Genomic DNA, 24329 nt, shown 5'->3' with positions numbered 1-24329 from the left:
ACTCACGATGGCGCGTCCGTCTTGCGCAGCCTCACCCCAGCCCCGCCACCGTTCTCGGGGATGAACTCGACGCCGGCCCCTTCGAGGGCAGTCCTGATAGCGTCCACCGTGCGGGCGTAGAGGCTTTCGCCGCGTTCGAGACGGGCGATGGTGTTTGGGGACACCGAGGCCAGGGCTGCGGCCTCACGCACTCCAAGCTGAAGTGCAGCTCGCGCCATGCGGCATTGGGCCGCGTCCATGCTCATGAGTAACACCGTTACCAACTTGTTGACTGCGGTGAGCCCGCTTGGTAGCGATGTTACCAGCTTGAGGCAAAGCCACAAGCAAAACGGCCGAGCGAGAGGTAGGAACTCTGCGCCCGGCCTGACCGCAACCCGGAAGCATGAGGCAACCGGATCATGGCTACCTGCGCCCATAGCACGCTCGGCGGCGTGCGTCCCCACGCGCCCGCATTGCCAGTGGGCCCTTTTCCCCCGTTTGGGGGAAAACCCCTGGCATCCCGTTCCCCCGTTTCGGGGAGCGGCTTTGGTTCCCCCGAGCTGAGCGACCAAACCGAAGTCCTGCATCAGCTCCGCCAAGCCTTCTACGCTGCCGGCCGGATGCTCCCGGTGGACCTGCCTGACCGCATCGCCTTGCTGGAACAGCGCGGACGCATCCTCGACCTGGCTGCCGCCCTGCTGGCCCTCGCGGACGCCATGGATGCTCCTGCGGCGGAACTGGAACCGGAACCGTTGGACGATGACGGCGAGGCCGAGGCGTCGGCACAGCCGGCCACCCTGTGCCCGGATCGGGCGCTGCTCCGCCGCGTCCGGAGGGCCGCATGATGGCCAGCATCCACCGTCGCGCCTTGCTGGCCGGTGCCCCTGCCGCACTCCTGGCGCCGCCCTGCGCCCCCGATGGGGTGGGCGTTTCGCCCAACCAGAAGCAGGGTGAAGCCGCCCTCCGCCACTATGCCGAGGTCATGGCCCGGCGCGGTGACGCGGCTATCTCGGATGAAGCCTGTTCGGCGTGGTGCGACCAAGAGGCCGATGCCGTGCAGGCCCTTGCCGATGCGCCGGCCGGCGATCTGCGGACCCTCTTGCGGTTGGTGGAAGTCATCGGCGACCGCCTGGAAGAAGAGCCCCGGCGGTGCCTTATGGACGTTGAGGTGGACCTGATCCTCGCCATCGGTGAGCAGGCGAAAAGCCTGCTGAGGACGGGCGCCGCGTCATGATCCCTGCCAGCCACACCGCCTTGCCCGCCACCGCCTCGCCCCCCAATCTCCTGCCGGGCGCGGCTAGGTCTGGCCACCGAACGCCGGAACCTCATGCCCGGCCCGCCGCGCCACCTTCCCACCATGAGGACAGCCGGCATGAGGCGGCGGTGGATCATCCAGCCCAGGAACAGGGGGCGGCCCGCTATGGCCTGCCCCTGCGCGACGCGCTTGACGCCTTCTCCCCTGAGGATGTGCGAGCCGCTTTCTACCGCCCGCCCGCGCCCACCGAGGCAGAGGTGCAAGGGCAGCTGGCCGAGAGGCGGCGCGCCGAGGAAGAGCGGGCGCTGCGTGATTGCGACCGGCGGGTCACCTTCGAGCGGCGCGATTGGTTCGGCAGAGCGACCTCGCGGCCGTCACCCCATGACGAAGCGCACCGCCGTCTCGCGAAGGCTTCGCAGGAGGCGGCGGAACGTGCATTTCGCGGCGCGTTCCTGGGGCGGCTACGAGCGGGCGAGCTGATCGCGCATGGCCGTGCTGGCGGCATCGGTGGCGCCTGGACGCGGATCGAGCCCGACATGTGGCCGCATCTGAAGACGCAGGATTGGAAGGCAGGGGCGGTGGTCTCGAAGGTCAAGGGCGACGCCACCGCCTTCTACGGCGTGCGGGTGGGCTGGCCGGAAGCCGGCCTGTCCTGGCGCAACGCCGTGCTGGCCTGCTGCGAGCATGGCAAGGTGAACCACATGGCCGGGCTGATGGCGGACGGCTATCCGCGTCGCGGCGCCGGCTTCCTGAACTCTGGCTATAGCCAGGGCAAGGAGGACGAAGCCCTGGCGCTGTGGAAGGCGGCCGAGCAGCGGTTGTTCGGTGATATCCGGGCCGGGCGGCTGCGCGTCACCGCCAACGATCCCGAGAAGGATTATGCGGAGTGGCAGGCGCCGCCGAGCCTGGGCGAGCTGATCCGTAGTGGCCTTGCCTTCATTGGCGCCAGCAGTATCCCCCCTTCCCGTTTGGAAGAGGTCACGCACCTCATCAACCCTGACTTCGCCACCGATCAATGCCTGTGGCTGTCGCCGAACGGGCGTTTCATCAGGTCGCTGGAGGTGCGTGAGATTCGAGTCCTGACCACGCTCCGGGTGAAGCCCGGTGTGCCTGTCGCGGCGCCTACGGCCGTCGCGTTGGCGGAGGCGACGCCGCCAGCGGTCATTCCCGAGCCGCTGCTGGCGCCGATGAAGCCCAGGCGTAGAGGTGGTGCCGACTACAGGAACGAGGATGCGCCGCTGCTGGCCGAGATGGCGGAGCTATGCCGTGCCGGTAGGGCGAAGGATGCCCAGGACGCCGCGCGCCAAGTGTTCCGCAAGGCTGTGGGTCACGGGAGTGACGCAAGCAAGGTTGACCGCCTGCGCAAAGGGTTCAGCAAGCTGTACCCGCAACATGTCACGAAGGCTTCCGTGGAGCCTGTGGAGCCCTGACCCCGAACGCCACAGGCCCCACGGACACCATGCTTCGTCATGCGTCAGTGGTGGCGGTGCCAGGGCCGCAGGGGTGGCTCTAGGCGGTTTGGAGCCGACACCATGAAAGACACATCCGGGGCCGCGTCTCGCCCTGAGGACCGATGGCTGAGCCGCCGGCAGGCAGCGGACCACGCCAGCTTGTCCGTGCGGACGTTGGAACGCCTCGCCCTCGACGGTGCAGGGCCGCCCTTCTCGCTGGTGGGGCGCCGCGCGCTCTATCCGCTCGCCGATCTGAACATGTGGCTGCGCCTGCGCCTCGCCACCTCAACCTCCGCCGCCACCGTGCGGGCGGAAAGGGCTGGTGCGCAATGACCGGCGAATTGACCGCCTTCCCTCGAATCCTCTGGCGCGAACCGGAGGGATGGCCGCTGGGCCGTCTGGTGATGATACTCAATGAGGCGCGCGCCCTCCACGACGCATATCAGGGCGGGGATGCGGAAGACGGAAGCCTTCTGGACAACTCCCTGGTGGTGGCCGAGACGGGGGCGCCGGAAGATGCGTGGGCAGCCCTGGTGGAGCTGCTGAAGGCGGGCGAGCGGCTCGACGCTGAGCTGCGGTACTGCGACCGCCTGTTCGGGGCGAGCTACCAGGGTGACAACGTGAGCCAGTGGCGGCGGCCCCGGATCGGCGTGGCGATGCGCTTGCTCGTCCAGGCTGCCCGTCACCAAGCTGATATGCTGGCTCTGTGGGGCATGGCGGCTGAGCGCGAAGCGGGGCGGAAGGATGAAGCGGCGGGCCATCTGATCGAGGGACGCGCTTATGTCGCGCCCGATGGCTGGGTCATCGAGAAGCACGTCACGCACGGAAGGGCGGACTCCCTGCCGTGAACCCGCCCCGGAGACACGACGCGCGGGACCTCGCCACCGCCCTGGCGCAGCGGATGCCGGCCCTCGCGCCCGAGCTGCTGCCAGGAGGGCGCCGGGACGGCCCAGAATGGCGCTGCGGCAGCCTCGCCGGTGAGAGGGGGCAATCGCTCGCGGTGCGGCTCCACGGCGAGCGTGCGGGCGTGTGGTCCGACTTCGCCAGCGGCGAGCGCGGCGACGCCCTCGATCTGGTGGCGGCGGTTCTCTTCGGTGGCGACGTGAAGGCCGCGATGGGCTGGGCACGGCGCTGGCTGGGCCTGCCAGACGATCCGCGCGCCGCACCGCTGCCCGCCACGATGCGCCGTGCGCCAGCGCCGGCCGATGACGCGGCGTCCGAGGCGGAGGCAGAGGGCCGCCGCCGGGCGGCGCGCGGGTTGTTCGGGCACCCTGACACCTTGCACAACATCGCGGGCACGCCGGCCGCCTTCTACCTCGCGGGGCGTGGGATCGAGCTGGCCGAGCTGGGCCGCATCCCGCGTGCCCTGCGCTTCCATCCCGGCGTGTGGTGCCAGGAAGCCGGATGCCCCCTGCCTGCCATGCTGGCGGCGATCCACGGCCCAGACGGCGAGCATGTCGCCACACACCGGACGTGGCTGGCCGAAGCCGAGGGGGTGTGGCGCAAGGCGCCTCTCTCCAAGGCCAAGAAGGTTCTCGGCGGCTTCGCTGGCGGCACGGTGCGGCTGTGGCGCGGCGCCACCGGTCGGCCGCTACGGGAGGCGCGGGACGGCGAGGCCGTGGCGCTGGCCGAGGGGATCGAGACGGGGCTGTCCGTGGCGCTGGCGTGCCCCGAGCTGCGCGTCCTCGCCGCGGTGAGCCTGGGCAACATGGGCTCCGTGGCGCTGCCGCCCGCGATCCGCACGGTGATTCTGTGCGCCGACAACGATGGCGACAACCCCGCCGCTGCGCGCGGCCTGCAACGCGCCGTGGACCGGTTCGCGGGCGAGGGGCGGGAGGTGCGTGTTGCATTTCCTCCTGACGGGCACGCCGATTTCAACGACGCGCTGAACGCGGAGAAGAGTGCATGAGCGGCGCCAGCAAAGGTGGCCGGAAGGCGGTGCGCGGTGCCATCGAGGGGGCCGCAGCCGCCAAGCCCAGCGCGTCGCCACCACCACCCGCGAACGATGGCGGCAAGCCTCCACCGTCGCCACCGGATCGGCTGGGAGGGCGCTTCCGCATGGAGCGCGATGGGCTGTGGCGCGTGGCCCGTGATGCGAGCCGGGAAACCGACATGTGGCTGTGTGGGCCGTTCGAGCTGCTGGCGGAAACACGCGACGAAGAGGGCGGCGCCTGGGGCCTGCTGCTGGGCTTCCGTGATCGCGACGGCGAGCGGCACGAGGTGGCCTTGCCGCGCCGGAACCTCGCGGGCGATGGCGTGGCGGTGCGCGAGATGCTGAGCGACGCCGGGCTGTCGCTGGCGCCGCAGCCGCAGGCCCGCGCCGCCATGATGGAATACCTGTCCGCCGTCATCTCGGAACGGCGTGCGCGGTCGGTGCCTCGCCTGGGCTGGCACCGCATCGGGGGCAATCTCGTGTTCGTGCTGCCCGACGAGGTGTTCGGCACCACGTCTGAGCGCGTGATCCTGGCGGCCGAAGAGCGGGCCACGCACGCCTTCCGGCAGGCAGGCACGGTGGCGCAGTGGCGGGACGAGGTCGGGGCGCTGTGCCTCGGCAACTCACGGCTGGTGTTCTCGGCCTCCTGCGCCTTCGCCGGCCCGCTGATGATGCTGGCCGGTGCGGACGGCGGCGGCTTCAACATCAAAGGCGCGTCGCGCCTGGGGAAGAGCACGGCGCTACGGGTTGCGGCGTCGGTGTGGGGAGGGGAGCCGGGAAGCGGGGCGCAGGGGTTCGTGCGCCAGTGGCGTGCCACCAGCAACGGTATCGAGGGGCTGGCTGCAGCCCATTCCGACGCGCTGCTACCGATGGACGAGCTGGGACAGATGGACGCCCGCGACGCTGGCGAAGCGGCGTACATGTTGGCGAACGGCAGAGGCAAGACGCGCGCCTCGCGCAGCGGTGCGACGCGGCCCGAGCTGCGGTGGCGCGTGCTGATCCTGTCCACCGGCGAGGAAGGGATCGCGGACAAGAACGCGGAGGCGGGCAAGCGCACGCGGGCTGGGCAGGAGGTCCGGCTGGTGGACGTGCCGGCCGACGCTGGCGCCGGTCTGGGACTGTTCGAAGCGCTGCACGGCGAGGTCGGGCCGGGCAACCTCGCGGAGCGCATCAAGGCCGCCACCGCCGCCTGCTACGGCGCGCCGGGCCGGGCCTTCCTGGGTTGGCTGCTGACCGAGCTGGAACGGGACGAGGCAGGCTTCTGCTCGGCCCTGCGGGATGAGCGCGACGGCATGATGCGGGCGATGCTGCCCGAGGCGGCCGGTGGGCAGGTCCGCAGCGTGGCGGCCTCCTTCGCGCTGGTGGCCGTGGCGGGCGAGATGGCGGCGCGGGCCGGGATCGCGCCATGGCCCGAGACGGACGCCGAGGCGGCGGCCTCGACGTGCTTCCGCGCATGGCTGAGCGAGCGCGGTACGGTGGGTGCGAAGGAGGACGCGCAGGCCGTGGTGGCGCTGCAAGGCTTCCTGAACGCGCATGGTGCCGCCCGCTTCGAGCTGTGGCGCGATGCCGCCAGCGAGGCGCAGGACGAGCAGACACGGCCCGATCTGCCGCCAGCGGAGCGATACCGCACCGTCAACCGTGCGGGCTGGCGGCGGTGGCAGCAGACGGCCGAGGGCGCGCCCTTCGCCTGGCACTACTACCTCACGCCGGATGGCATGAAGGAGGCACTGCGGGGGCTGACGGTGCGCGACGCCACGAGCGTGCTGGCGGCGCGTGGCTACCTCATGCCACCCGACAAGGGTGGCAAGCACTCGCGATCCATGACACCGCCCGGCAATCCGAAGATGCGGCTTTATCCGATCCTGCCCAGCCTGTTCGACGCCGACGAAGGCGCGGCATAGCCACGCGCGCGGGATGGCCGGGGTGGCCGGCAGGCTCCTATCCGCGTTCATCCCGTACCCTGGTGCGGCTGGACATCCTGAGGGTTAATCAACCATAGGTGGCAGATTGCGGTCCGCAAATTAGCCACCCAGAACACCGATCCATAGCCCTAATTTCGACCATTAAGGTCAAAGTTGACCAATTTAACCATGTTCTTGGAACACCTTAAATCCGAGGTGTTCCAAGATCGAGGGTGAGGTGTTCCATGGTTTATTCATACAAATCAGTTCATTAGATGACATGGAACACCTGGAACACCTGGAACACCGCATTTTGGTAAGGGGGTAGATAGCGCGGGAGGTCGGAGAGCGTGCTGGGTTCCCCTGTGGGTTGTGCCATCAGCACCGGCCGGCGCCTGCCCCACCCCCATTGGGTCCTCCCGGCGGTCCCAGGAAATACGGGCGGCGAGAGCGCCGAGGTTCGCTAGTGGGGTGGTTCAGCGGATGGGTTAACCGGGGTTCAGTGAACCGGCCTGGACGGGAGGGGGGGTTAAATCTCTCAGGGCTCGGGGGCCGCGACCGCACCGGGGTCACGCGCATGACGCCGCGATAAACGCCGAATCTTTTCTTGGTCGGGCAGGGGGCCGGCAACTCGACGGAGCCGGCCGAAGTTGGCGCAAATGAGTCCGGGAAGAGTCCGGGAAGACAGGTCAGCATCAGCCTCACTCTCCTGGTGGCCTCTAACTCATTGAAATCATGGTGCCGGGTGAGGGATTTGAACCCCCGACCTTCTGATTACAAATCAGCTGCACTACCACTGTGCTAACCCGGCGGCCGGGGTTGAAGGCCCCCGGGGCCGCGCCGATGGCCCTTTTCCGCCCGTCGCCCAGGCTGAGCGGGCGGGCGGGACACTAGACCGTGGCGTGATCCGTCTCAAGCCGGGGGGCTGTCAGGCATGGCCGACCAGAGGCGAGGCGGGCAGACGGGTGGAGCGGATCACGGCGGCGAAGAGCCGTAGCGCCGCCGGCCCACCGCGGTCGAGGAGATTGCCCAGTTCCATTTCCGCGGCCAGCAGTTCGGCCTGCCGGGCCAGGGTTTCGGAAGCCTGCCGCAGGGCCTCGCGCGACAGGGCGAGGTGCAGTTCGTCGTCCAGGCCCGGCCTACCCGGAATGCGGTGTTCCACGGGGTCTGCCCCCTTTCGTTCGAAGTGCCGGCGTGTCCTCTTGATACGGCCGCGCCGGCATTTTGCCGCCGGGCCGGTTAAGGCTCCGTGACCGGCGGCCTCTCCCGCGCGAGCTCGTAGAGGGCGACGGTGGCGGCGGCGGAGACGTTCAGGCTCTCCATGGCCGGAGAGATCGGCAGCCGCACCAGCTCGTCGCAATTCTCGCGCTGCAGGCGCCGCAGGCCGCTGTCCTCGGCGCCGAGGACGAGGGCCACGCGGCGGTCGCGCGGCGCGGCCTCGGCCAGGGTGCGGGTGGCATCGCCCGCAAGGCCCAGGACCCAGAATCCCTTGGCCTGGAGCGCCTGGATGACGCGCGACAGGTTCACCTCGCGCACCACGGGCACGATCTCCAGCGCGCCGGAGGCGGCGCGGGCCAGGGCGGCGGTTTCCGGCGGGGCGTGGCGGTCCTGCATCACCACGGCGGCGGCGCCGAAGGCAGCGGCGGAGCGCAGGATGGCGCCCACGTTGCGCGGGTCCGTCACCTGGTCGAGCAGGAGGACCGGGCCCTCCGAGGCGGCGAGGGCGGCGTCCAGCCGGGCGGTGGGGAGGTTGTGGACAAGCAGGGCGGCGCCCTGGTGCACCGCATCCTCGGGCAGGAAGGTGTTGAAGCGGGAGCGGTCCTCGACCCGCTCCACGGGCAGGCGCCAGGGCTTGGGCAGGCGCTCGGCCAGCGCGCCCTCGGCCTCCTGGGTCAGCAGCAGGCGGCGGATCTGGCGGCGCGGATTCGCCAGGGCCGCCGAGACGGCATGCAATCCGTAGATCCAGAGCGTACCGTTCTCCGGGCGCTCGGTGGGCTGGGCCGGGCGCGGGGCCTCGATGTGGTGGTGGGACACGCGCTCGGGCGGGCCGCCGCGTCCGCCATGGGTGCCCCCACGGGCGGCTTCGTCACGCCCGGCGGGGCGGGTGGCGCCTGCCGCAGCCTCGGCGGGGGCGCGGCCGCGCGGGGAGCGGAAGCCTCCTTCGGGGAAGCGGGGCTCGGTGCGGGATTCCGGGGCCTGGTCCGGGCGGGCCGCCGGGCGCGGGTTCCGGCGGGGGTCCTTGCGGAATTCCTTTCCGGGGCGCGCCTCGCTGCCCGCCTCGGGTGCAAAGCCGCGCTGGCCGCGGGCGTCCGGATGCGCCGGCCCACGTCCCGCGGGTTTCCCTGGGAACTTCCCGGGTGTTTTTCCGGAGGCTTTCCCGGGGGCTTTTCCGGGCGCGCCGGCGGATTTCGCGGCGGGCTTCCTGGGGGAGGCCCCGAAGGAGGCTCCCGAAGGCTGCCCGGGAGTGCGGGGGCGGGACGGGCTGGCGGGCGAGCCGGGACGGCGGGGCTTGGGCATGTTCCGGCATCCAGCAAATCGTGCCCCGCTCCACAAGGGGTTTGCGCGCGGGGCTGCCGATGGGGGCGACCGGTGGCGGGGCGGCGGATTCTTCCCGAGGGGGCAATTGACAGCCTGCCCGGGAACGCGATACCTCGGCGCCGCTCCCGCTGGGTCGGCCATGCGGAGGGGTGCCCGAGTGGCTAAAGGGGACGGACTGTAAATCCGTTGGCTAGCGCCTACGTTGGTTCGAATCCAACCCCCTCCATATTCACCCCGGTACATGCGGGGCGCGGGTGTAGCTCAATGGTAGAGCCCCAGCCTTCCAAGCTGGTTGTGCGGGTTCGATTCCGTCACCCGCTCCATCTTCCCGTCACCTTTCAAACATGCAACTGCTGTCGGCTTTTCGGGGACCGGTTCTCACGCGACACGTTTCACGCGACACGGGGCCCCGGGACGACAGGCACGAGGACAGACATGGCGAAGGCGAAGTTCGAGCGGACGAAGCCGCACTGCAACATCGGCACGATCGGGCACGTTGACCACGGCAAGACGTCGCTGACGGCGGCGATCACGAAGGTGCTGGCGAAGCAGGGTGGTGCGTCGTTCACGGCGTATGACCAGATCGACAAGGCGCCGGAGGAGCGTGCGCGCGGGATCACGATCTCGACGGCGCATGTGGAGTACGAGACGGCGAACCGGCATTACGCGCACGTGGACTGCCCTGGCCACGCGGACTACGTGAAGAACATGATCACGGGTGCTGCGCAGATGGACGGCGCGATCCTGGTGGTGTCGGCGGCCGACGGTCCGATGCCGCAGACGCGGGAGCACATCCTGCTGGCGCGGCAGGTGGGCGTTCCGGCGCTGGTGGTGTTCCTGAACAAGATGGACCTGGCGGACCCTGACCTGGTGGAGCTGGTGGAGATGGAGGTGCGCGAGCTGCTGTCCTCCTACCAGTTCCCGGGCGATGACATCCCCATCATCAAGGGTTCGGCGGTCGCGGCGCTGGAAGACAAGACGCCGGAGATCGGCGAGCAGGCGATCCTGAAGCTGATGGAGGAGGTGGACCGCTACATCCCGCAGCCGGAGCGTCCGAAGGACCTGCCGTTCCTGATGCCGATCGAGGACGTGTTCTCGATCTCGGGGCGCGGCACGGTGGTGACGGGACGCGTGGAGCGGGGCATCGTGAAGGTGGGCGAGGAAGTCGAGATCGTGGGCCTGAAGGACACGGTCAAGACGACGGTGACGGGTGTGGAGATGTTCCGCAAGCTGCTGGACAGCGGCGAGGCGGGGGACAACATCGGCGCGCTGCTGCGTGGCACGAAGCGTGAGGACGTGGAGCGCGGGCAGGTGCTGGCCAAGCCCGGCTCGATCACGCCGCACACGAAGTTCAAGGCCGAGGCCTATATCCTGACCAAGGAAGAGGGTGGCCGGCACACGCCGTTCTTCACGAACTACCGTCCGCAGTTCTACTTCCGCACGACCGACGTGACGGGCGTGGTGAAGCTGCCGGAAGGGGTGGAGATGGTGATGCCGGGCGACAACGTGGCGATGGAGGTCGAGCTGATCGCCCCGATCGCCATGGACCAGGGCCTGCGCTTCGCCATCCGTGAGGGTGGCCGCACCGTCGGCGCCGGCGTCGTCGCCTCCATCGAGAAGTAAGGCCGGCACCCTGGCTCCGCGCCGGGGACCGGAACGGAAGGGCGGCCCGCAGCGATGCGGGCCGCTTTTTTCTTGGCTGTTTCCAGGGGCGCCGGGGCAGCCGTGCGGAAAGGCGCATCCGGTCGCTTTTCCTGCCCGGGGCCATCTCGACAGGGGGGCGCTCCTATCCTATAGACCCGGCCTCACGGCGATGCCGCGTGCAGGGGCGTAGCTCAATTGGCTAGAGCGCCGGTCTCCAAAACCGGAGGTTGGGGGTTCGAGACCCTCCGCCCCTGCCACCGTCGCCATGCATAATGAGGCGGGCGATGCCGGCGTCGGCACCGCCCTCGAAGTGTTGGAGAGGCCGGCCCTTGGCCAAGGTGAACCCTGTGCAGTATCTGCGCGACGTGCGGCAGGAAGTGGCGCGCGTCACCTGGCCCACCCGCAAGGAGACCCTGATCACCACGGGGCTGGTGCTGGCCCTGTCGGCCCTGGCGGCCGTGTTCTTCCTGGTGGTGGATCAGGTCATCCAGCTCGGGATGCGTCTGCTGTTCGGGTTCGGCTGAGGCGGATTGGGAGATTCGGTCATGGCCGGCATGAAGTGGTACGTCGTTCACGTCTATTCGGGCTTCGAGAAGAAGATCGCCCAGGCGATCAAGGAACAGGCCGTGCAGAAGGGGCTGGAGCACCTCTTCGGCGAGGTGCTCGTCCCGTCCGAGGAAGTGGTCGAGGTGCGCCGCGGCCAGAAGGTGAATGCCGAGCGCAAGTTCTTCCCCGGCTATGTGCTGGTGAAGATGGAGATGACGGACGAGGCGTGGCACCTGGTGAAGGACACGCCCAAGGTCACCGGCTTCCTCGGCGCCCGCAACAAGCCCGCCCCCATCCCCGAATCCGAGGCGCAGCGGATGCTGCAGCAGGTGCAGGAGAATGTGGAGAAGCCGCGCCGCCCCTCCGTGGTCTACGAGGTGGGCGAGCAGGTGCGCGTGGCGGATGGCCCCTTCACCAGCTTCAACGGCGTGGTGGAGGAGGTCGACGAGGAGCGAGGCCGGGTAAAGGTCTCGGTCTCGATCTTCGGCCGTGCCACCCCGGTGGAGCTGGAATACGGGCAGGTGGAGAAGGTCTGAGGGCTTTCCCCGCCGCGGCTTTCGCAAGGGCGCCTCCGGGCGCCCTTTTTCGTGCCTGCTTTCCGGAAAGAAGAAGGGCCGGTCCTCGCGGACCGGCCCCTTTCCTGAAGCGGCGTATGGAGTGTCCGAGCGATCAGCGCAGGACGATCTCCACGCGGCGGTTCTGCGGCTCGCGCACGCCATCGGCGGTCGGCACCAGCGGACGGCTCTCGCCGAAAGCCTCGACCGTGATCTCCGAACGCTGCACGCCGTTGCGCACCAGCTCGGCGGCCACGGCGTCGGCGCGGCGACGCGACAGGCCCATGTTGTACTGCGGCGTGCCGGAGCGGTCGGCGTGGCCGGCCACCTCGATGCGGGTCGAACCCGTGCTGCGCGCGTTCTGCGCCGCCTCGGCGATGATCTGCCGGGCGCGGTCCGTCAGGTTGTAACGGTCCCAATCGAAGAACACGAGGTAGGTGCGGGCGGCCGTCTGGGCCGGGGCCGGCGCGGGGGCCACGGCGGCCACGGGCGCCGGCGGGGTCCAGAGCGCGTAGCGCAGGCCCAGCATGGCGGAGTGGTTGAAGTTGTCGTACTTGATGTCGTAGGTGCGCTCGATCGAGCGGCCGGCCGCGCTGGCGGTGACGGTGGTGGAGAGCTTGTTCGAGAGCGTGCCGAAGAAGCGGTACTCGGCCGTCACGGCGAGGCCGGGAACGGCGCGGATCGGGAAGGCCAGGCCGGCCATGGCCTGGTAGGCGAAGTCGCCCTCCGTGTCATCGCTGCGGACCTGGGCCTGGGCATTCAGGTTGCTGGTGTTGAGGTTGACCTGCGGGATCTGGCCGGGCTGGAGCTGGGCGCGCTGATCGTCCGTCAGATTGGCGAGGAAGCGGCTTTCCAGCTCGTTGTTGATGCGGTCGACGACGCGGTCGGCCAGGCCGGCAGGCGCGGTGGCGTTGATCGAGCCGGCGAGGCCGCGATGGCTGCTCCAGGCATAGCCGACGCCGACGCCGATATAGGGCATCAGGGCGCTGGAGGAGATGCCGTAGCTGCTCAGGTCGAAGTCGTAATAGGCATTCGCCATGACGCCGTAGGTATCGGCGCTGCCCTTGGCGCGGGGCAGGCGGTAGCCGGCCACGGTGTAGCGGTCGAGGTTGTTGGAGCGGTAATTGCCTTCGATCTCAAGCCGCAGGCCATTGCCGAAGCCCCAGCCGACGCTGCCCAGGCCGGCCCAGCCCAGGTTGAAATCCGTGCGGATCTCGCGAGACAGGCCGCTTTCCGCCAGGGTGCGCCCCACGACGCCACCGATCTTGCCGGTGTTGGGATCGCGGAAGTTCAGGCCGGCGGCGCCGCCCAGATAGAGGCCGGTGACGGGCTGTGCCAGAGCGGCGGTGGGGGCCAGGAAGAGCGCCGAGCATAGAAGACGTCGCCAGAAGGCCATGAAGGCTCCCTTCAGCGGCAAAGCCACTGGTTGGTTGTGATGTTGGAATTACAACCATGAAGGGATGTGTCTTTGAAATACACGCCACGATGGAAAGTGGCGGAGAAATGGCCTGGGCGGAGTTCGTCACGGAGGAGTGATGGCGGAAGGTGACGCCCGTCCCGTTGGGGAAGGGCGCCGGGAGCGGTGTCAGACCACGCGCAGGAGAGGGCGCGCGGTGCGGGCCAGGCTCTGATAGAGGCTGACATAATCCTCCGCCATGCGGCGGGCGGTGAAGCGCTCCTCGAAGCGGCGGCGGATTCGCGCGCGGGAGAGTTCCGGCAGGCGCCGGACCGCAGCGACGGCCTCTTCCTCATTGTGGACGATGAAGCCGGTCAGCCCGTCCTCGATCACCTCCGGCACGGAGCCGTGGTTGTAGGCGATGACGGGGGTGCCGCAGGCCATGGCCTCGATCATCACCAGGCCGAAGGGCTCGGGCCAGTCGATGGGGACGAGCAGCGCCCGGGCGCCGGACAGGAAGTCCGGCTTCTGCAGGTCGCAGATCTCGCCGATGAACTCGACATGCGCCTGGGCGACCAGGGGCTCGATATGCTGGGCGTAGTATTCCGCGTCAGCCTTGTCGACCTTGGCGGCGATCTTCAGCGGCAGGCCGGCCTCGGCGGCGATCCGGATGGCGCGGTCCGGGCGCTTCTCCGGCGCGATGCGGCCAAGGAAGGCCAGATAGCCCGGCTCCACGTCGCGCGGGGTGAGCAGGTCCTTCGGCAGGCCGTGGTGGATGGTGCCGGCCCAGCCGGCCTGCGGCAGGGGCGCGCGCTGGGAATCGGAGATCGAGACCACCGGCGCGTTCGGGAAGGTGTCGAAGATCGGGCCCAGTTCCGGCAGGTCGAGGCGGCCGTGCAGGGTCGTCACCCAGGGCACCTCCTGCCGGCTGAACAGGGAGAAGGGCAGGTAGTCCAGGTGGAAATGCAGCAGGTCGAACTCGTGGGCGCGGCGCAGGACCTGTTCCAGCATCAGGGCATGGGGGGCCATGGGGTCGCGGACCGAGGGGTCGAGGCGCAGGGCCTGGGGCCGCACGGGGACGAGCGTGGCACTGGTCTGCGAATCCCCGCTGGCGAAGAGCGTCACGTCGTGGCCCAGAGCCACCAGTTCCTCGGTCAGGAACGAGACGACACGCTCCGTGCCGCCATAACGCTTCGGCGGAACGGCTTCGTACAACGGGGCGATCTGCGCGATACGCATTCCGGCGGCTCTCCTTCTCGTGGCTTCAGGGAGATCCTCCCTTCCAGATCCCGGCCTGGTCCCCGCTTCTCGCCCCCGTTTGTGTCAATTTCGGGGGTTTTCCGAGGGGCTTTCGGGGAATGTCCCGCGACGCCCCTCCGGGGTGGCCATGCCGGCTGGCCGTGCCCTCGCGGCTGCTCGGGCGGAACCTGACCCCACCAACGATTTAACTGTGACCGGAATGGGGCAGCCGCACCAAAACTCCGCCAGAAACCGGGGCTGAACTGCGCGTTGATAGGTTCACATCACGATCCGCTGGCGGGGTTCCCGTTGTTCCGGGTGGCCCGATCCGTGGGCACGGAGGACGGGGTCCGAAGCACGGTGTCGTGACCCGTTTTCGGGAAGGGAGGCTCCATGGCCGATCTCCGAGTCATCGAGAACATGCAGGCGCCCCAGGGGACTTTCACAGGGTCCTTCGCAGGTTCCCCGGCCGAGGCGGAGGGGACGGAGGCGCTGCTGCGCTACCAGTCCCGGCCCATGGGTTTCCTGCTTCGCTACATCCGGCGGCGGGGGCTGGCGCATGCCGTGGTGCTGCTCTCGGTGGTGCTGGCCGTCGCCTGTTCCGTGGGCACGCAATACGCCATGAAGGGGCTGGTGGACGCGATGTCCGGCGGGCCTTCCGCCATGGCCGCGGTCTGGGTGGCGCTGGCGGTGCTGGGCGCGGTGATCGCCGCCGACAACCTGCTCTGGCGGGTGGGTGGCTGGATCTCCACCACCGCCTTCACCGGCGTCACGGGCGACCTGCGGAGCGACCTGTTCCGTCACCTGTCCGGCCATGCGCCGGATTATTTCGTGGACCGTTCGCCGGGCGTGCTGGCCAGCCGGATCAGCGCGACCTCGAACGCCGCCTGGACGGTGATCTCCACCTTCACCTGGAACACGCTGCCGCCGACCATCGCGGTGATCTTCTCGATCGCCCTGCTGGCCAGCGTGGACGTGTTCATGGCTCTGGTGATCGTGAGCATCGCCGGCGGCATGGCCTATCTGCTGACGCGGCTGGCGGCGAAGGGCAAGCCGCTGCACATGGACTATGCCGAGAAGGCGGCCGCGGTGGATGGCGAGCTGGTCGATGTCGTCCAGAACATGAACATCGTGCGCGCCTTCGGCTCGGTCCTGCGGGAGCGGGCGCGCTTCGCCCGGCAGGTGCAGAGCGAGGTGAACGCCCGCAAGCGCAGCCTGCGCTATATCGAGAAGCTGCGGCTGGCGCATGCGGTGATGACCGCGGCGCTGACCATCGGTCTCCTGCTCTGGGCGATCACCCTCTGGCAGACCGGGCGGGCCAGCACGGGCGATGTGGTGATGATCTGCTCGCTGGGTTTCACCATCCTGCACGGGACCCGTGACCTCGCCGTGGCGCTGGTGGAGATGACGCAGCATGTGGCGCGGCTGGCCGAGGCGGTGGGCGCCCTGCTGGTGCCGCATGCCCTGCCGGATGCCAAGGATGCGCGGCCGCTGCGGGTGCGGGGCGGGCGGATCGACTTCCACGACGTGCGCTTCTCCTATCCTGGGCGCGGGCCGGTGCTGCGGGGCTTCGACCTCTCCATCGAGCCGGGCGAGCGGATCGGGCTGGTCGGGCGCTCGGGGGCCGGCAAGTCCACCGTGCTGACGCTGTTGCAGCGCTTCACCAAGGCGCAGGGCGGGCAGGTGTTGATCGACGGGCAGGAGATCGGCGCGGTGACGCAGAAGAGCCTGGCCGATGCCATCGCGGTGGTGCCGCAGGACGTGTCGCTGTTCCAGCGCTCGATCCTGGAGAACATCCGCTATGGCCGGCCGGAGGCGACGGACGAGGAGGTGCTGGCGGCGGCCGAGGCGGCCAATTGCCGGGACTTCATCGAGGCGCTGCCGGAAGGGTTCGACACCGAGGTGGGCCAGCGGGGCGTGCGGTTGTCCGGCGGGCAGCGGCAGCGGCTGGCGATCGCCCGGGCGCTGTTGAAGGATGCGCCGATCCTGTTGCTGGACGAAGCGACCTCGGCCCTGGACAGCGAATCCGAGGTGGCGGTGCAGGCGGCGCTGGAACGGCTGATGCAGGGGCGGACGGTGATCGCGGTGGCGCACCGGCTGGCCACGCTGCAGGGCTTCGACCGCATCGTGGTGGTGGATGCGGGCAAGGTGGTCGAGCAGGGGGCGCCGGATGCCCTGGCGCGGCAGCCGGGCATCTACCGCGAATTGTTGAGCACCCAGGGGATGCTCGCGGCCGGCGTGCCGGTCAGCGAAGCGGCCTGAGGTGCCGGAAGGGCGCCTGGAGGAACTGAAGCGGCGGTTCCGGGAGGGGTGGGAGAAGATCCTGCGCTCTCCCGGAGGGCCGGAACGGGTGGCCCGTGGGATTGGCGCCGGGGCCTTCGCCGCCATGATGCCGGCTTTCGGGCTTCACATCGCTCTGGCGGCGGGGCTGGCTTTCCTGTTGCGGGGCAGCATGACGGCGGCGGGGGCGACCTGCCTGCTGCTGGGCAATCCCCTGACCCATGCGCTCCTGATCCCGGCGGAATACGAGATCGGCCGCACGGTCCTCCGGCACGAGATGCATCACCATGCGTCGCCCGGGGCGAGTTTCAGCCACTGGCTGAGCCTGGGGCTGCCGGCCCTGGAGGAGCTGCTGCTGGGCGGGGTGGTGATCGGCATTCCCGTAGGGGGCGCCGCCTGGCTCCTGTCGAGGCAGGTCCTGCTGCGCCGGGCGGCGGCCGGGCGGGCCACGGGCGGTGCCCGGGGGGATGTCGCCTGAGCGTCCCGGCAGGGGAGGGAGCCCACCTGTCGCGGCGCGGGGCTGATGCGCGTCCGGCGAGCGATTCGGCGATGGACAGGGCGCGCGGGGGGGTGTAGAGGCCGCCCCTCACTCGCACCGATGGACGCGGGAGGCCCAGCCATGGGCCGCCGAACCGCGCGCCCCCGGTTCCTGGGGATGGAGTATCATGGCTAAGAAGATCGTCGGCTACATCAAGCTGCAGATCCCGGCCGGCAAGGCGAACCCGTCGCCGCCGGTCGGCCCCGCGCTGGGTCAGCGCGGCCTGAACATCATGCAGTTCGTCAAGGAGTTCAACGCGGCGACGCAGCAGATGGAGCCCGGCACCCCGACGCCGGTCGTCATCACCGCGTATTCCGACCGCACCTTCTCCTTCATCACGAAGACCCCGCCCAACACCTACTTCCTGCTGAAGGCGGCGAAGCTGGACAAGGGCTCGCAGACCCCCGGCAAGGGTGGCGCGGTGGGCCGCGTGACCAAGTCGCAGCTGCGCGAGATCGCGGCGGTGAAGATGAAGGACATGAACTGCGAGGACGTGGAGGCCGCGGTGAGCATGCTCGCCGGTTCCGCCCGGTCCATGGGCATGATCGTGGCGGAGGGCTGATCCGATGGCCGGCAAGCGTCTGAAGAAGATCGTCGAGGGCCTGGACCTCGAGAAGTCCTACGCGCTGGAGGAGGCGATCCGCCTCGCCAAGGCGAATGCGACCGCCAAGTTCGACGAGACCGTCGAGATCTCGATGAACCTGGGCATCGACCCGCGCCATGCCGACCAGATGGTCCGCGGCGTGGTCGGCCTGCCGAACGGCACCGGCAAGACGGTGCGCGTGGGCGTCTTCGCCCGCGGCCCCAAGGCCGAGGAGGCCCAGGCGGCCGGTGCGGACGTGGTGGGTGCCGAGGACCTGGCCGAGCAGGTTCAGGCGGGCAACATCAATTTCGACCGCTGCATCGCGACCCCGGACATGATGGCCCTGGTGGGGCGGCTGGGTAAGATCCTCGGCCCGCGTGGCCTGATGCCGAACCCGAAGCTCGGCACCGTGACCATGGACGTCAAGGGCGCCGTGACGGCGGCCAAGGCGGGTCAGGTGGAGTTCCGTGCCGAGAAGGCCGGCATCGTGCATGCCGGCATCGGCAAGGCCTCCTTCGAGGAGGGCAAGCTGCTGGAGAACGCGCGAGCCTTCATCGACGCGATCCAGAAGGCCCGTCCGGCGGGTGCCAAGGGGACCTATGTGAAGAAGGTCGCCCTGAGCTCCTCCATGGGCCCGGGCCTGAAGGTGGATGTGGCCTCGCTGGCCTCCGCCTGAAGAATACGCCCTCCCTTCGCCGGGAGGGTGGACAGGGCGGGGCCCTCGGGACCCGTCCGAAACCTGTCGGAAACCGTGGGTGGCCCATTCCGGGCCTTGATGCGGCGAGGCCGCGCCAACGGTAGACGGGGCGTCAAATCGATCTGTTTCCCGCTGCCTGAGGGCATTGGGCGAGGCTCGGCTTGGCTTTCCGGCTTACTGGCAGGCGAAGAGGGTGCGGCGGGTGCCGTACCCTCGCGTGAACCGCCGGGGCCCTTCCAAAAGGCTTTCCGGCTTTCGTTTGGAGACGGAGTTGGACCGTACGGAGAAGCGCGAGTTCGTCGCGACCCTCGCCGGCGTGTTCGCCGAGACCTCCTTCGTCCTGGTCGCCCAGAACAAGGGCATGACCGTGGCCGAGGTGAGCGAGCTGCGGCGTCGCATGCGCGGTGCGGGCGCGACCTACAGGGTCGCGAAGAACCGCCTGGCCGGCCTCGCCCTCGACGGAACCCGCTTCCAGGGCATCCAGCCGCTGCTGAAGGGTCCGACCGCGCTCGCGTGGTCGAAGGACCCGGTGGCCGTGGCGAAGACCGCCGTGGAATTCGCCAAGACGAACGATAAGTTCGTGATCCTGGGTGGTGCCCTCGGCACGCAGACCCTGGCCCTGGACGGGGTCAAGGCGCTGGCCGAGCTGCCCTCCCTGGAAACGCTGCGTGCGCAGCTCGTGGGTCTCATCCAGACCCCGGCGACGCGCATCGCGGGCGTGCTGCAGGCTCCGGCCGGGCAGCTGGCGCGGGTGTTCGGGGCGTATGCCAAGAAGGACGAGGCGGAAGCCGCCTGACGCGTACCGGCCTGTCCGGGCGCCGCAAGGGCGCCGGGCGGGTCTTGCAAAGACCAAGCCAAGCCACTAGATCGAAGGACATACGAATATGGCTGATCTCGCCAAGCTGGTTGACGAGCTGTCGACCCTCACGGTTCTTGAAGCCGCTGAGCTTTCCAAGCTGCTCGAGGAGAAGTGGGGCGTTTCCGCCGCCGCTCCGGTTGCCGTGGCCGCCGCCCCGGCCGCTGGTGGCGCCGCTGCCGCCCCCGCCGAGGAGCAGACCGAGTTCACCGTGACCCTGGCCTCCGCCGGCGACAAGAAGATCAACGTCATCAAGGAGATCCGCACGATCACCGGTCTGGGCCTGAAGGAGGCCAAGGACCTGGTCGAGGGCGCGCCGAAGGTGATCAAGGAGGCCGCGTCCAAGGACGAGGCCGAGAAGATCAAGAAGGTGCTCGAGGAGAACGGTGCCAAGGTTGAGGTCAAGTAAGACCTTTCAACCGGCACGCTGCCGGGGCTACGCTGCCGGCAGCGGACTGAGTATTTGAGCGGTAGGGGCGGAATTCCGAAGACACTCGGAGTCCCGCCCTTGCCTGCGTTTCCCTGGACCAGTCCCTGTGGCGGGCTGGTCCTGGCAAACGCGGGGCACGACACAGGTGCACCCCGGCCGGGGGGAGGGGGCGTCCGAGGACGCCGCCTTGGCCCCGGCCGGAGACAGAAGGAAGCAGGGCGCGCATGAACGCTATCGCAAAGTCGTTCGGGGGCAAGGGGCTGACTGGCCGGAAGCGCATCCGCAAATCCTTTGGGCGGCTGCCCGAGGTGGCGCCGATGCCGAACCTGATCGACGTGCAGCGGGCCTCCTATGAGGCCTTCCTCCAGATGGGCGTGGACCCGGATGTGCGGAGCCAGGCCGGGCTGCAGGAAGTGTTCAAGTCCGTGTTCCCGATCGACGATTTCGCGGGGCGCGGCCGGCTGGAGTTCGTGCAGTACGAGCTCGAGGAGCCGAAGTACGACGTCGAGGAGTGCATGCAGCGTGGCCTGACCTTCGCCGCGCCGCTGAAGGTCCGCCTGCGCCTGATCGTCTGGGACATCGACGAGGACACCGGCTCCCGCTCCGTCCGCGATATCAAGGAGCAGGATGTCTACATGGGCGACATGCCGCTCATGACGGACAACGGCACCTTCATCATCAATGGCACCGAGCGCGTCATCGTCTCGCAGATGCACCGTTCGCCGGGCGTCTTCTTCGACCATGACAAGGGCAAGACGCATTCCAGCGGCAAGTACCTCTTCGCCGCCCGCGTGATCCCCTATCGCGGCTCCTGGCTGGACTTCGAGTTCGACGCCAAGGACATCTGCTATGTCCGCATCGACCGGAAGCGCAAGCTGCCGGCCTCGACGCTGCTCTATGCCCTGGATTCCGCGGTCACCGAGGCCCTGCGCGCCGAGCGCGGCGGGGAGATCGAGCCCTCCGAGGTGCGCGGCATGGATGCCGAGGAGATCCTCGGCACCTTCTACGGCAAGGTGGTGTTCACGCGTGGTCCCAAGGGCTGGTCGCGCCCCTTCGTGCCGGAGAGCTTCCGCGGCGTGAAGCTGCTGGAGGATCTGGTCGACGCCGACAGCGGCAAGACGGTCGCGACGCGCGACACCAAGATGACGCCGCGCCTGGCCCGCAAGATCGCCGAGGAGGGGACCAAGGAGGTCCTGGTCGGCCGGGTGGACCTGATCGGCCGCTTCCTGGCCGAGGATCTGGTGGACCTCAACACCGGTGAGATCCATGGCGAGGCCGGCGAGGAGCTGACCGAGGCGAAGCTGACCGCCATCGAGGATGCGGGCTATGACAGCCTGCCCACCCTCGCCATCGACCAGCAGGTCGGCCCCTGGATGCGCAACACGCTCGCGGTGGACAAGGCCACCAACCGCGACGAGGCGCTGATGGACATCTATCGCGTCATGCGCCCGGGCGAGCCGCCGACGCCGGAGACGGCCGAGGCGCTGTTCCGCGGGCTGTTCTTCGACGCCGAGCGCTATGACCTCTCGGCCGTGGGCCGGGTGAAGATGAACATGCGCCTGGGCTTCAGCCTGGACGATGTGCCCGACACGCAGCGCACACTGCGCAAGCAGGACATCCTGGCGACGCTGAAGACCCTGCTGGAGCTGAAGGACGGCAAGGGCCAGATCGACGACATCGACAACCTCGGCAACCGCCGGGTTCGTTCGGTCGGCGAGCTGATGGAGAACCAGTACCGCGTCGGCCTGCTGCGCATGGAGCGCGCGATCAAGGAGCGCATGGGGTCGGTCGATATCGACACCGTGATGCCGCACGACCTGATCAACGCGAAGCCGGCGGCGGCGGCGGTGCGGGAGTTCTTCGGCTCCTCGCAGCTCAGCCAGTTCATGGACCAGACCAACCCGCTCTCCGAGGTGACGCACAAGCGGCGTCTCTCGGCGCTTGGCCCGGGCGGCCTGACGCGTGAGCGCGCGGGCTTCGAGGTGCGCGACGTGCACCCGACGCATTACGGCCGCATCTGCCCGATCGAGACGCCGGAAGGCCCGAACATCGGCCTGATCAACAGCCTTGCCACCTTTGCCAAGGTGAACAAGTACGGCTTCATCGAGACGCCGTACCAGATGGTGCAGGACGGCAAGATTGTCGGCGAGCCGCGCTACCTCTCCGCCATGGAGGAGGAGAAGCTCGTGGTCGCCCAGGCGGATGCCGAGGTGGACCGCGAAAGCGGCGAGTTCCGGTCCGAGCTGGTGAGCGTGCGCCAGGGCGGCGACTTCCGGCTGGTGAAGCCCGAGGAGGTGACGGCGATCGACGTGTCGCCGAAGCAGCTCGTCTCGGTGGCCGCGGCGCTGATCCCGTTCCTGGAGAACGACGACGCCAACCGCGCGCTGATGGGCTCGAACATGATGCGGCAGGCGGTGCCGCTGGTGAAGTCGGACGCGCCGCTGGTGGGCACGGGCATGGAGGCCGCGGTGGCGCGGGATTCCGGCGCGACCATCGTGGCCCGGCGCGACGGCGTCATCGACAGCATCGACGGCGCGCGCATCGTGGTGCGGGCGACGGCCGAGGACGGCACGACCAAGGGCGTGGACATCTATCGCCTGCGGAAGTTCCAGCGCTCCAACCAGAGCACCTGCATCAACCAGCGTCCGCTGGTGAAGGTTGGCGACCGGGTGCAGGCGGGCGACATCATCGCCGACGGCCCGTCCACGGAGCTGGGCGAGCTGGCGCTGGGCCGCAACGTCATGTGCGCCTTCATGCCCTGGAACGGCTACAACTTCGAGGACTCGATCCTCATCTCCGAGCGCATCGCGCGGGACGACGTGTTCACGTCGATCCACATCGATGAGTTCGAGGTGATGGCCCGCGACACGAAGCTGGGCCAGGAGGAGATCACCCGCGACATCCCGAATGTCGGTGAGGAAGCCCTCCGGAACCTCGACGAGGCGGGCATCGTCTATGTCGGCGCCGAGGTGAACCCGGGCGACATCCTGGTCGGCAAGGTGACGCCGAAGGGCGAAAGCCCGATGACGCCGGAGGAGAAGCTGCTCCGCGCCATCTTCGGCGAGAAGGCCTCCGACGTGCGCGACACCTCGCTGCGCCTGCCGCCGGGTGTCTCGGGTACGATCGTGGATGTGCGCGTCTTCTCCCGCCGCGGCGTGGACAAGGACGAGCGCGCCATGGCGATCGAGCGCGCCGAGATCGAGCGCCTGGCCAAGGACCGCGACGACGAGCGGGCCATCCAGGAGCGGTCCTTCCACTCGCGGCTGCGCGAGAAGCTGCTGAACCGCAAGGCCTCCGGCGGCTTCCGGGGCGTCAAGGCGGGCACGGTCATCACCGACGAGGTGCTGAACGAGTTCGCCAAGGTGACCTGGCGCCAGATCGGCGTGGCCGACGACGCGGTGATGGCGGAGATCGAGGCGCTGAAGCGCGAGTTCGATGCCGCCGTCGAGCGCCTGCAGAAGCGCTTCGAGAGCAAGGTCGAGAAGCTGCAGCGCGGCGACGAGCTGCCGCCCGGCGTGTGAAGATGGTCAAGGTCTTCGTCGCGGTGAAGCGGAAGCTGCAGCCGGGTGACAAGATGGCCGGCCGCCACGGCAACAAGGGCGTGGTCTCCCGCGTCGTGCCGATTGAGGACATGCCGTTCCTCGAGGACGGGCGTGCGGTGGATCTGGTGCTGAACCCGCTGGGCGTGCCGTCGCGCATGAACATCGGCCAGATCCTGGAGACGCATCTGGGCTGGGCCTGCGCCAATCTGGGCCGTCAGGTCGGCGAACTGGTCGAGGACTACCGCCGGGCGGGCGCGGCGCGCGATGCGCTGATCGCCAAGCTGCGCGAGGTCTATGGCGACGAGATCGTGGATGAGCAGGTCGCGGAGATGACCGAGGACCAGCTCATCGAGCTCGGCGACAACCTGTCGAAGGGCATTCCGATCGCGACGCCGGTCTTCGACGGCGCCCGCATCTCCGACATCGAATCGATGCTGGTGAAGGCGGGGATGCCGACCTCCGGGCAGATGCAGCTGATCGACGGGCGTTCGGGCGAGCCGTTCGAGCGCAAGACCACGGTCGGCTACATCTACATGCTGAAGCTGCACCACCTGGTGGACGACAAGATCCACGCCCGTTCCATCGGCCCCTACTCGCTCGTCACCCAGCAGCCGCTGGGCGGCAAGGCGCAGTTCGGCGGCCAGCGCTTCGGCGAGATGGAGGTCTGGGCGCTGGAAGCCTATGGCGCCGCCTATACGCTGCAGGAGATGCTGACGGTGAAGTCGGACGACGTGTCCGGCCGCACCAAGGTCTATGAGGCGATCGTCCGTGACCAGGACAGCTTCGAGGCCGGCATCCCCGAGAGCTTCAACGTTCTGACCAAGGAGCTGAAGAGCCTGGGCCTGAACGTGGATCTCGAGAACCGCGGCAACTGAGCCATTGAGAGGATCGCGCCGGCCCCCGCCAGCGGGGCCGGTCGCTGATTTCGCGGCGGCGCGCCCCCACCGCCGCAGGCTGGACGAGAAGG

21 protein-coding genes, 4 tRNA genes and 1 pseudogene are annotated in these 24329 nt (G+C 69.0%); 20 read left to right on the top strand and 6 right to left on the bottom strand.

All coding sequences use genetic code 11. The features are described from left to right. Positions 1-2: 2 nt before the first annotated feature. The gene (locus MVG78_RS18305) at positions 3-218 is read right to left on the bottom strand and encodes a helix-turn-helix domain-containing protein (RefSeq protein ID WP_247560508.1); all 216 of its coding nucleotides are present in this window, start codon (positions 216-218) and stop codon (positions 3-5) included. Positions 219-608: 390 nt separating this feature from the next. Between MVG78_RS18305 and MVG78_RS18300 the strand changes: the two genes are divergently transcribed. The 7 genes from MVG78_RS18300 (at position 609) to MVG78_RS18270 (ending at position 6519) form a co-directional block, all read left to right on the top strand. Continuing rightward, entirely contained in the window at positions 609-824 is a 216-nt protein-coding gene (locus MVG78_RS18300) for a hypothetical protein (RefSeq protein ID WP_247554716.1), read from the top strand. After that, on the top strand, positions 821-1213 hold the full coding sequence (locus MVG78_RS18295; RefSeq protein ID WP_247554713.1) for a hypothetical protein: 393 nt from the start codon (positions 821-823) through the stop codon (positions 1211-1213). The genes MVG78_RS18300 and MVG78_RS18295 overlap by 4 nt, the downstream gene beginning before the upstream one ends. 149 nt (positions 1214-1362) lie before the next feature. Further along, on the top strand, positions 1363-2664 hold the full coding sequence (locus tag MVG78_RS18290) for a hypothetical protein (protein WP_247554711.1): 1302 nt from the start codon (positions 1363-1365) through the stop codon (positions 2662-2664). Between the two features lie 180 nt (positions 2665-2844). Further along, positions 2845-3018 carry a hypothetical protein gene (locus MVG78_RS18285; protein WP_247554708.1) on the top strand — a complete coding sequence of 58 codons (174 nt, stop codon included), beginning with the start codon at positions 2845-2847 and terminating at the stop codon, positions 3016-3018. Continuing rightward, the gene (locus tag MVG78_RS18280; protein ID WP_247554689.1) at positions 3015-3533 is read left to right on the top strand and encodes a hypothetical protein; all 519 of its coding nucleotides are present in this window, start codon (positions 3015-3017) and stop codon (positions 3531-3533) included. Before MVG78_RS18285 ends, MVG78_RS18280 begins: the two co-directional genes overlap by 4 nt. Further along, complete coding sequence (locus MVG78_RS18275) at positions 3530-4594, top strand: DUF7146 domain-containing protein (RefSeq protein WP_345892840.1); 1065 nt, start codon at positions 3530-3532, stop codon at positions 4592-4594. The genes MVG78_RS18280 and MVG78_RS18275 overlap by 4 nt, the downstream gene beginning before the upstream one ends. Further along, a complete protein-coding gene (locus MVG78_RS18270; protein ID WP_247554687.1) occupies positions 4591-6519 on the top strand; it encodes a DUF927 domain-containing protein in 1929 nt (642 codons plus the stop codon). The genes MVG78_RS18275 and MVG78_RS18270 overlap by 4 nt, the downstream gene beginning before the upstream one ends. A gap of 736 nt (positions 6520-7255) precedes the next feature. On the opposite strand, the gene MVG78_RS18265 is transcribed toward MVG78_RS18270, so the two are convergent. The 3 genes from MVG78_RS18265 to rlmB form a co-directional block, all read right to left on the bottom strand. Continuing rightward, positions 7256-7330 (bottom strand) — tRNA-Thr (locus MVG78_RS18265). Positions 7331-7447: 117 nt separating this feature from the next. Further along, the gene (locus MVG78_RS18260; protein ID WP_247554684.1) at positions 7448-7681 is read right to left on the bottom strand and encodes a hypothetical protein; all 234 of its coding nucleotides are present in this window, start codon (positions 7679-7681) and stop codon (positions 7448-7450) included. Between the two features lie 77 nt (positions 7682-7758). Further along, on the bottom strand, positions 7759-8553 hold the full coding sequence (rlmB, locus tag MVG78_RS18255; RefSeq protein ID WP_247554682.1) for a 23S rRNA (guanosine(2251)-2'-O)-methyltransferase RlmB: 795 nt from the start codon (positions 8551-8553) through the stop codon (positions 7759-7761). Between the two features lie 647 nt (positions 8554-9200). On the opposite strand from rlmB, the gene MVG78_RS18250 reads away from it, so the two are divergent. The 6 genes from MVG78_RS18250 (at position 9201) to nusG (ending at position 11783) form a co-directional block, all read left to right on the top strand. After that, a tRNA-Tyr gene (locus MVG78_RS18250) sits at positions 9201-9283 on the top strand. A gap of 24 nt (positions 9284-9307) precedes the next feature. Beyond that, positions 9308-9380: transfer RNA gene (locus MVG78_RS18245), tRNA-Gly, on the top strand. Positions 9381-9492: 112 nt separating this feature from the next. After that, positions 9493-10680 (top strand): elongation factor Tu, encoded by a 1188-nt coding sequence (gene tuf / locus MVG78_RS18240; RefSeq protein ID WP_247554516.1) that lies wholly within the window; start codon positions 9493-9495, stop codon positions 10678-10680. Between the two features lie 201 nt (positions 10681-10881). Beyond that, positions 10882-10958 (top strand) — tRNA-Trp (locus MVG78_RS18235). A gap of 72 nt (positions 10959-11030) precedes the next feature. Further along, entirely contained in the window at positions 11031-11225 is a 195-nt protein-coding gene (secE, locus tag MVG78_RS18230) for a preprotein translocase subunit SecE (protein ID WP_247554664.1), read from the top strand. A 21-nt stretch (positions 11226-11246) separates the two neighbouring features. Further along, the gene (gene nusG, locus MVG78_RS18225) at positions 11247-11783 is read left to right on the top strand and encodes a transcription termination/antitermination protein NusG (protein ID WP_247554640.1); all 537 of its coding nucleotides are present in this window, start codon (positions 11247-11249) and stop codon (positions 11781-11783) included. Positions 11784-11916: 133 nt separating this feature from the next. Here the strand turns inward: nusG and MVG78_RS18220 are convergent, their stop codons facing one another. Next, positions 11917-13197 carry an OmpA family protein gene (locus MVG78_RS18220; protein WP_247554622.1) on the bottom strand — a complete coding sequence of 427 codons (1281 nt, stop codon included), beginning with the start codon at positions 13195-13197 and terminating at the stop codon, positions 11917-11919. Between the two features lie 189 nt (positions 13198-13386). Next, positions 13387-14436 (bottom strand): glycosyltransferase family 4 protein, encoded by a 1050-nt coding sequence (locus tag MVG78_RS18215; protein WP_247554619.1) that lies wholly within the window; start codon positions 14434-14436, stop codon positions 13387-13389. A 393-nt stretch (positions 14437-14829) separates the two neighbouring features. Here MVG78_RS18215 and MVG78_RS18210 point away from each other — a divergent pair, with 393 nt between their 5' ends. The 7 genes and pseudogenes from MVG78_RS18210 to rpoB all read left to right on the top strand — a co-directional run bounded on the left by MVG78_RS18210 (position 14830) and on the right by rpoB (position 24237). Further along, positions 14830-16698, top strand: coding sequence for an ABC transporter ATP-binding protein (locus MVG78_RS18210; RefSeq protein WP_247554616.1), 1869 nt, complete (start codon positions 14830-14832; stop codon positions 16696-16698). A gap of 88 nt (positions 16699-16786) precedes the next feature. Continuing rightward, the gene (locus tag MVG78_RS18205) at positions 16787-17194 is read left to right on the top strand and encodes a DUF2062 domain-containing protein (protein WP_247554614.1); all 408 of its coding nucleotides are present in this window, start codon (positions 16787-16789) and stop codon (positions 17192-17194) included. Positions 17195-17381: 187 nt separating this feature from the next. Continuing rightward, positions 17382-17816, top strand: coding sequence for a 50S ribosomal protein L11 (gene rplK / locus MVG78_RS18200; RefSeq protein WP_247554611.1), 435 nt, complete (start codon positions 17382-17384; stop codon positions 17814-17816). A gap of 4 nt (positions 17817-17820) precedes the next feature. Next, entirely contained in the window at positions 17821-18513 is a 693-nt protein-coding gene (gene rplA / locus MVG78_RS18195) for a 50S ribosomal protein L1 (protein WP_247554593.1), read from the top strand. Positions 18514-18805: 292 nt separating this feature from the next. Continuing rightward, on the top strand, positions 18806-19330 hold the full coding sequence (gene rplJ / locus MVG78_RS18190; protein ID WP_247554573.1) for a 50S ribosomal protein L10: 525 nt from the start codon (positions 18806-18808) through the stop codon (positions 19328-19330). A gap of 88 nt (positions 19331-19418) precedes the next feature. Then, positions 19419-19799 carry a 50S ribosomal protein L7/L12 gene (gene rplL / locus MVG78_RS18185; RefSeq protein ID WP_075798819.1) on the top strand — a complete coding sequence of 127 codons (381 nt, stop codon included), beginning with the start codon at positions 19419-19421 and terminating at the stop codon, positions 19797-19799. 245 nt (positions 19800-20044) lie between these two features. Next, positions 20045-24237 (top strand): annotated as a pseudogene (rpoB, locus tag MVG78_RS18180) (DNA-directed RNA polymerase subunit beta). Positions 24238-24329: the final 92 nt, after the last annotated feature.

The organism is Roseomonas gilardii subsp. gilardii, assembly GCF_023078375.1.
Lineage (GTDB): Bacteria > Pseudomonadota > Alphaproteobacteria > Acetobacterales > Acetobacteraceae > Roseomonas > Roseomonas gilardii.
Note: the sequence above shows the minus strand (reverse complement) of the source record. Positions and strands in the feature narration are given on the sequence as shown.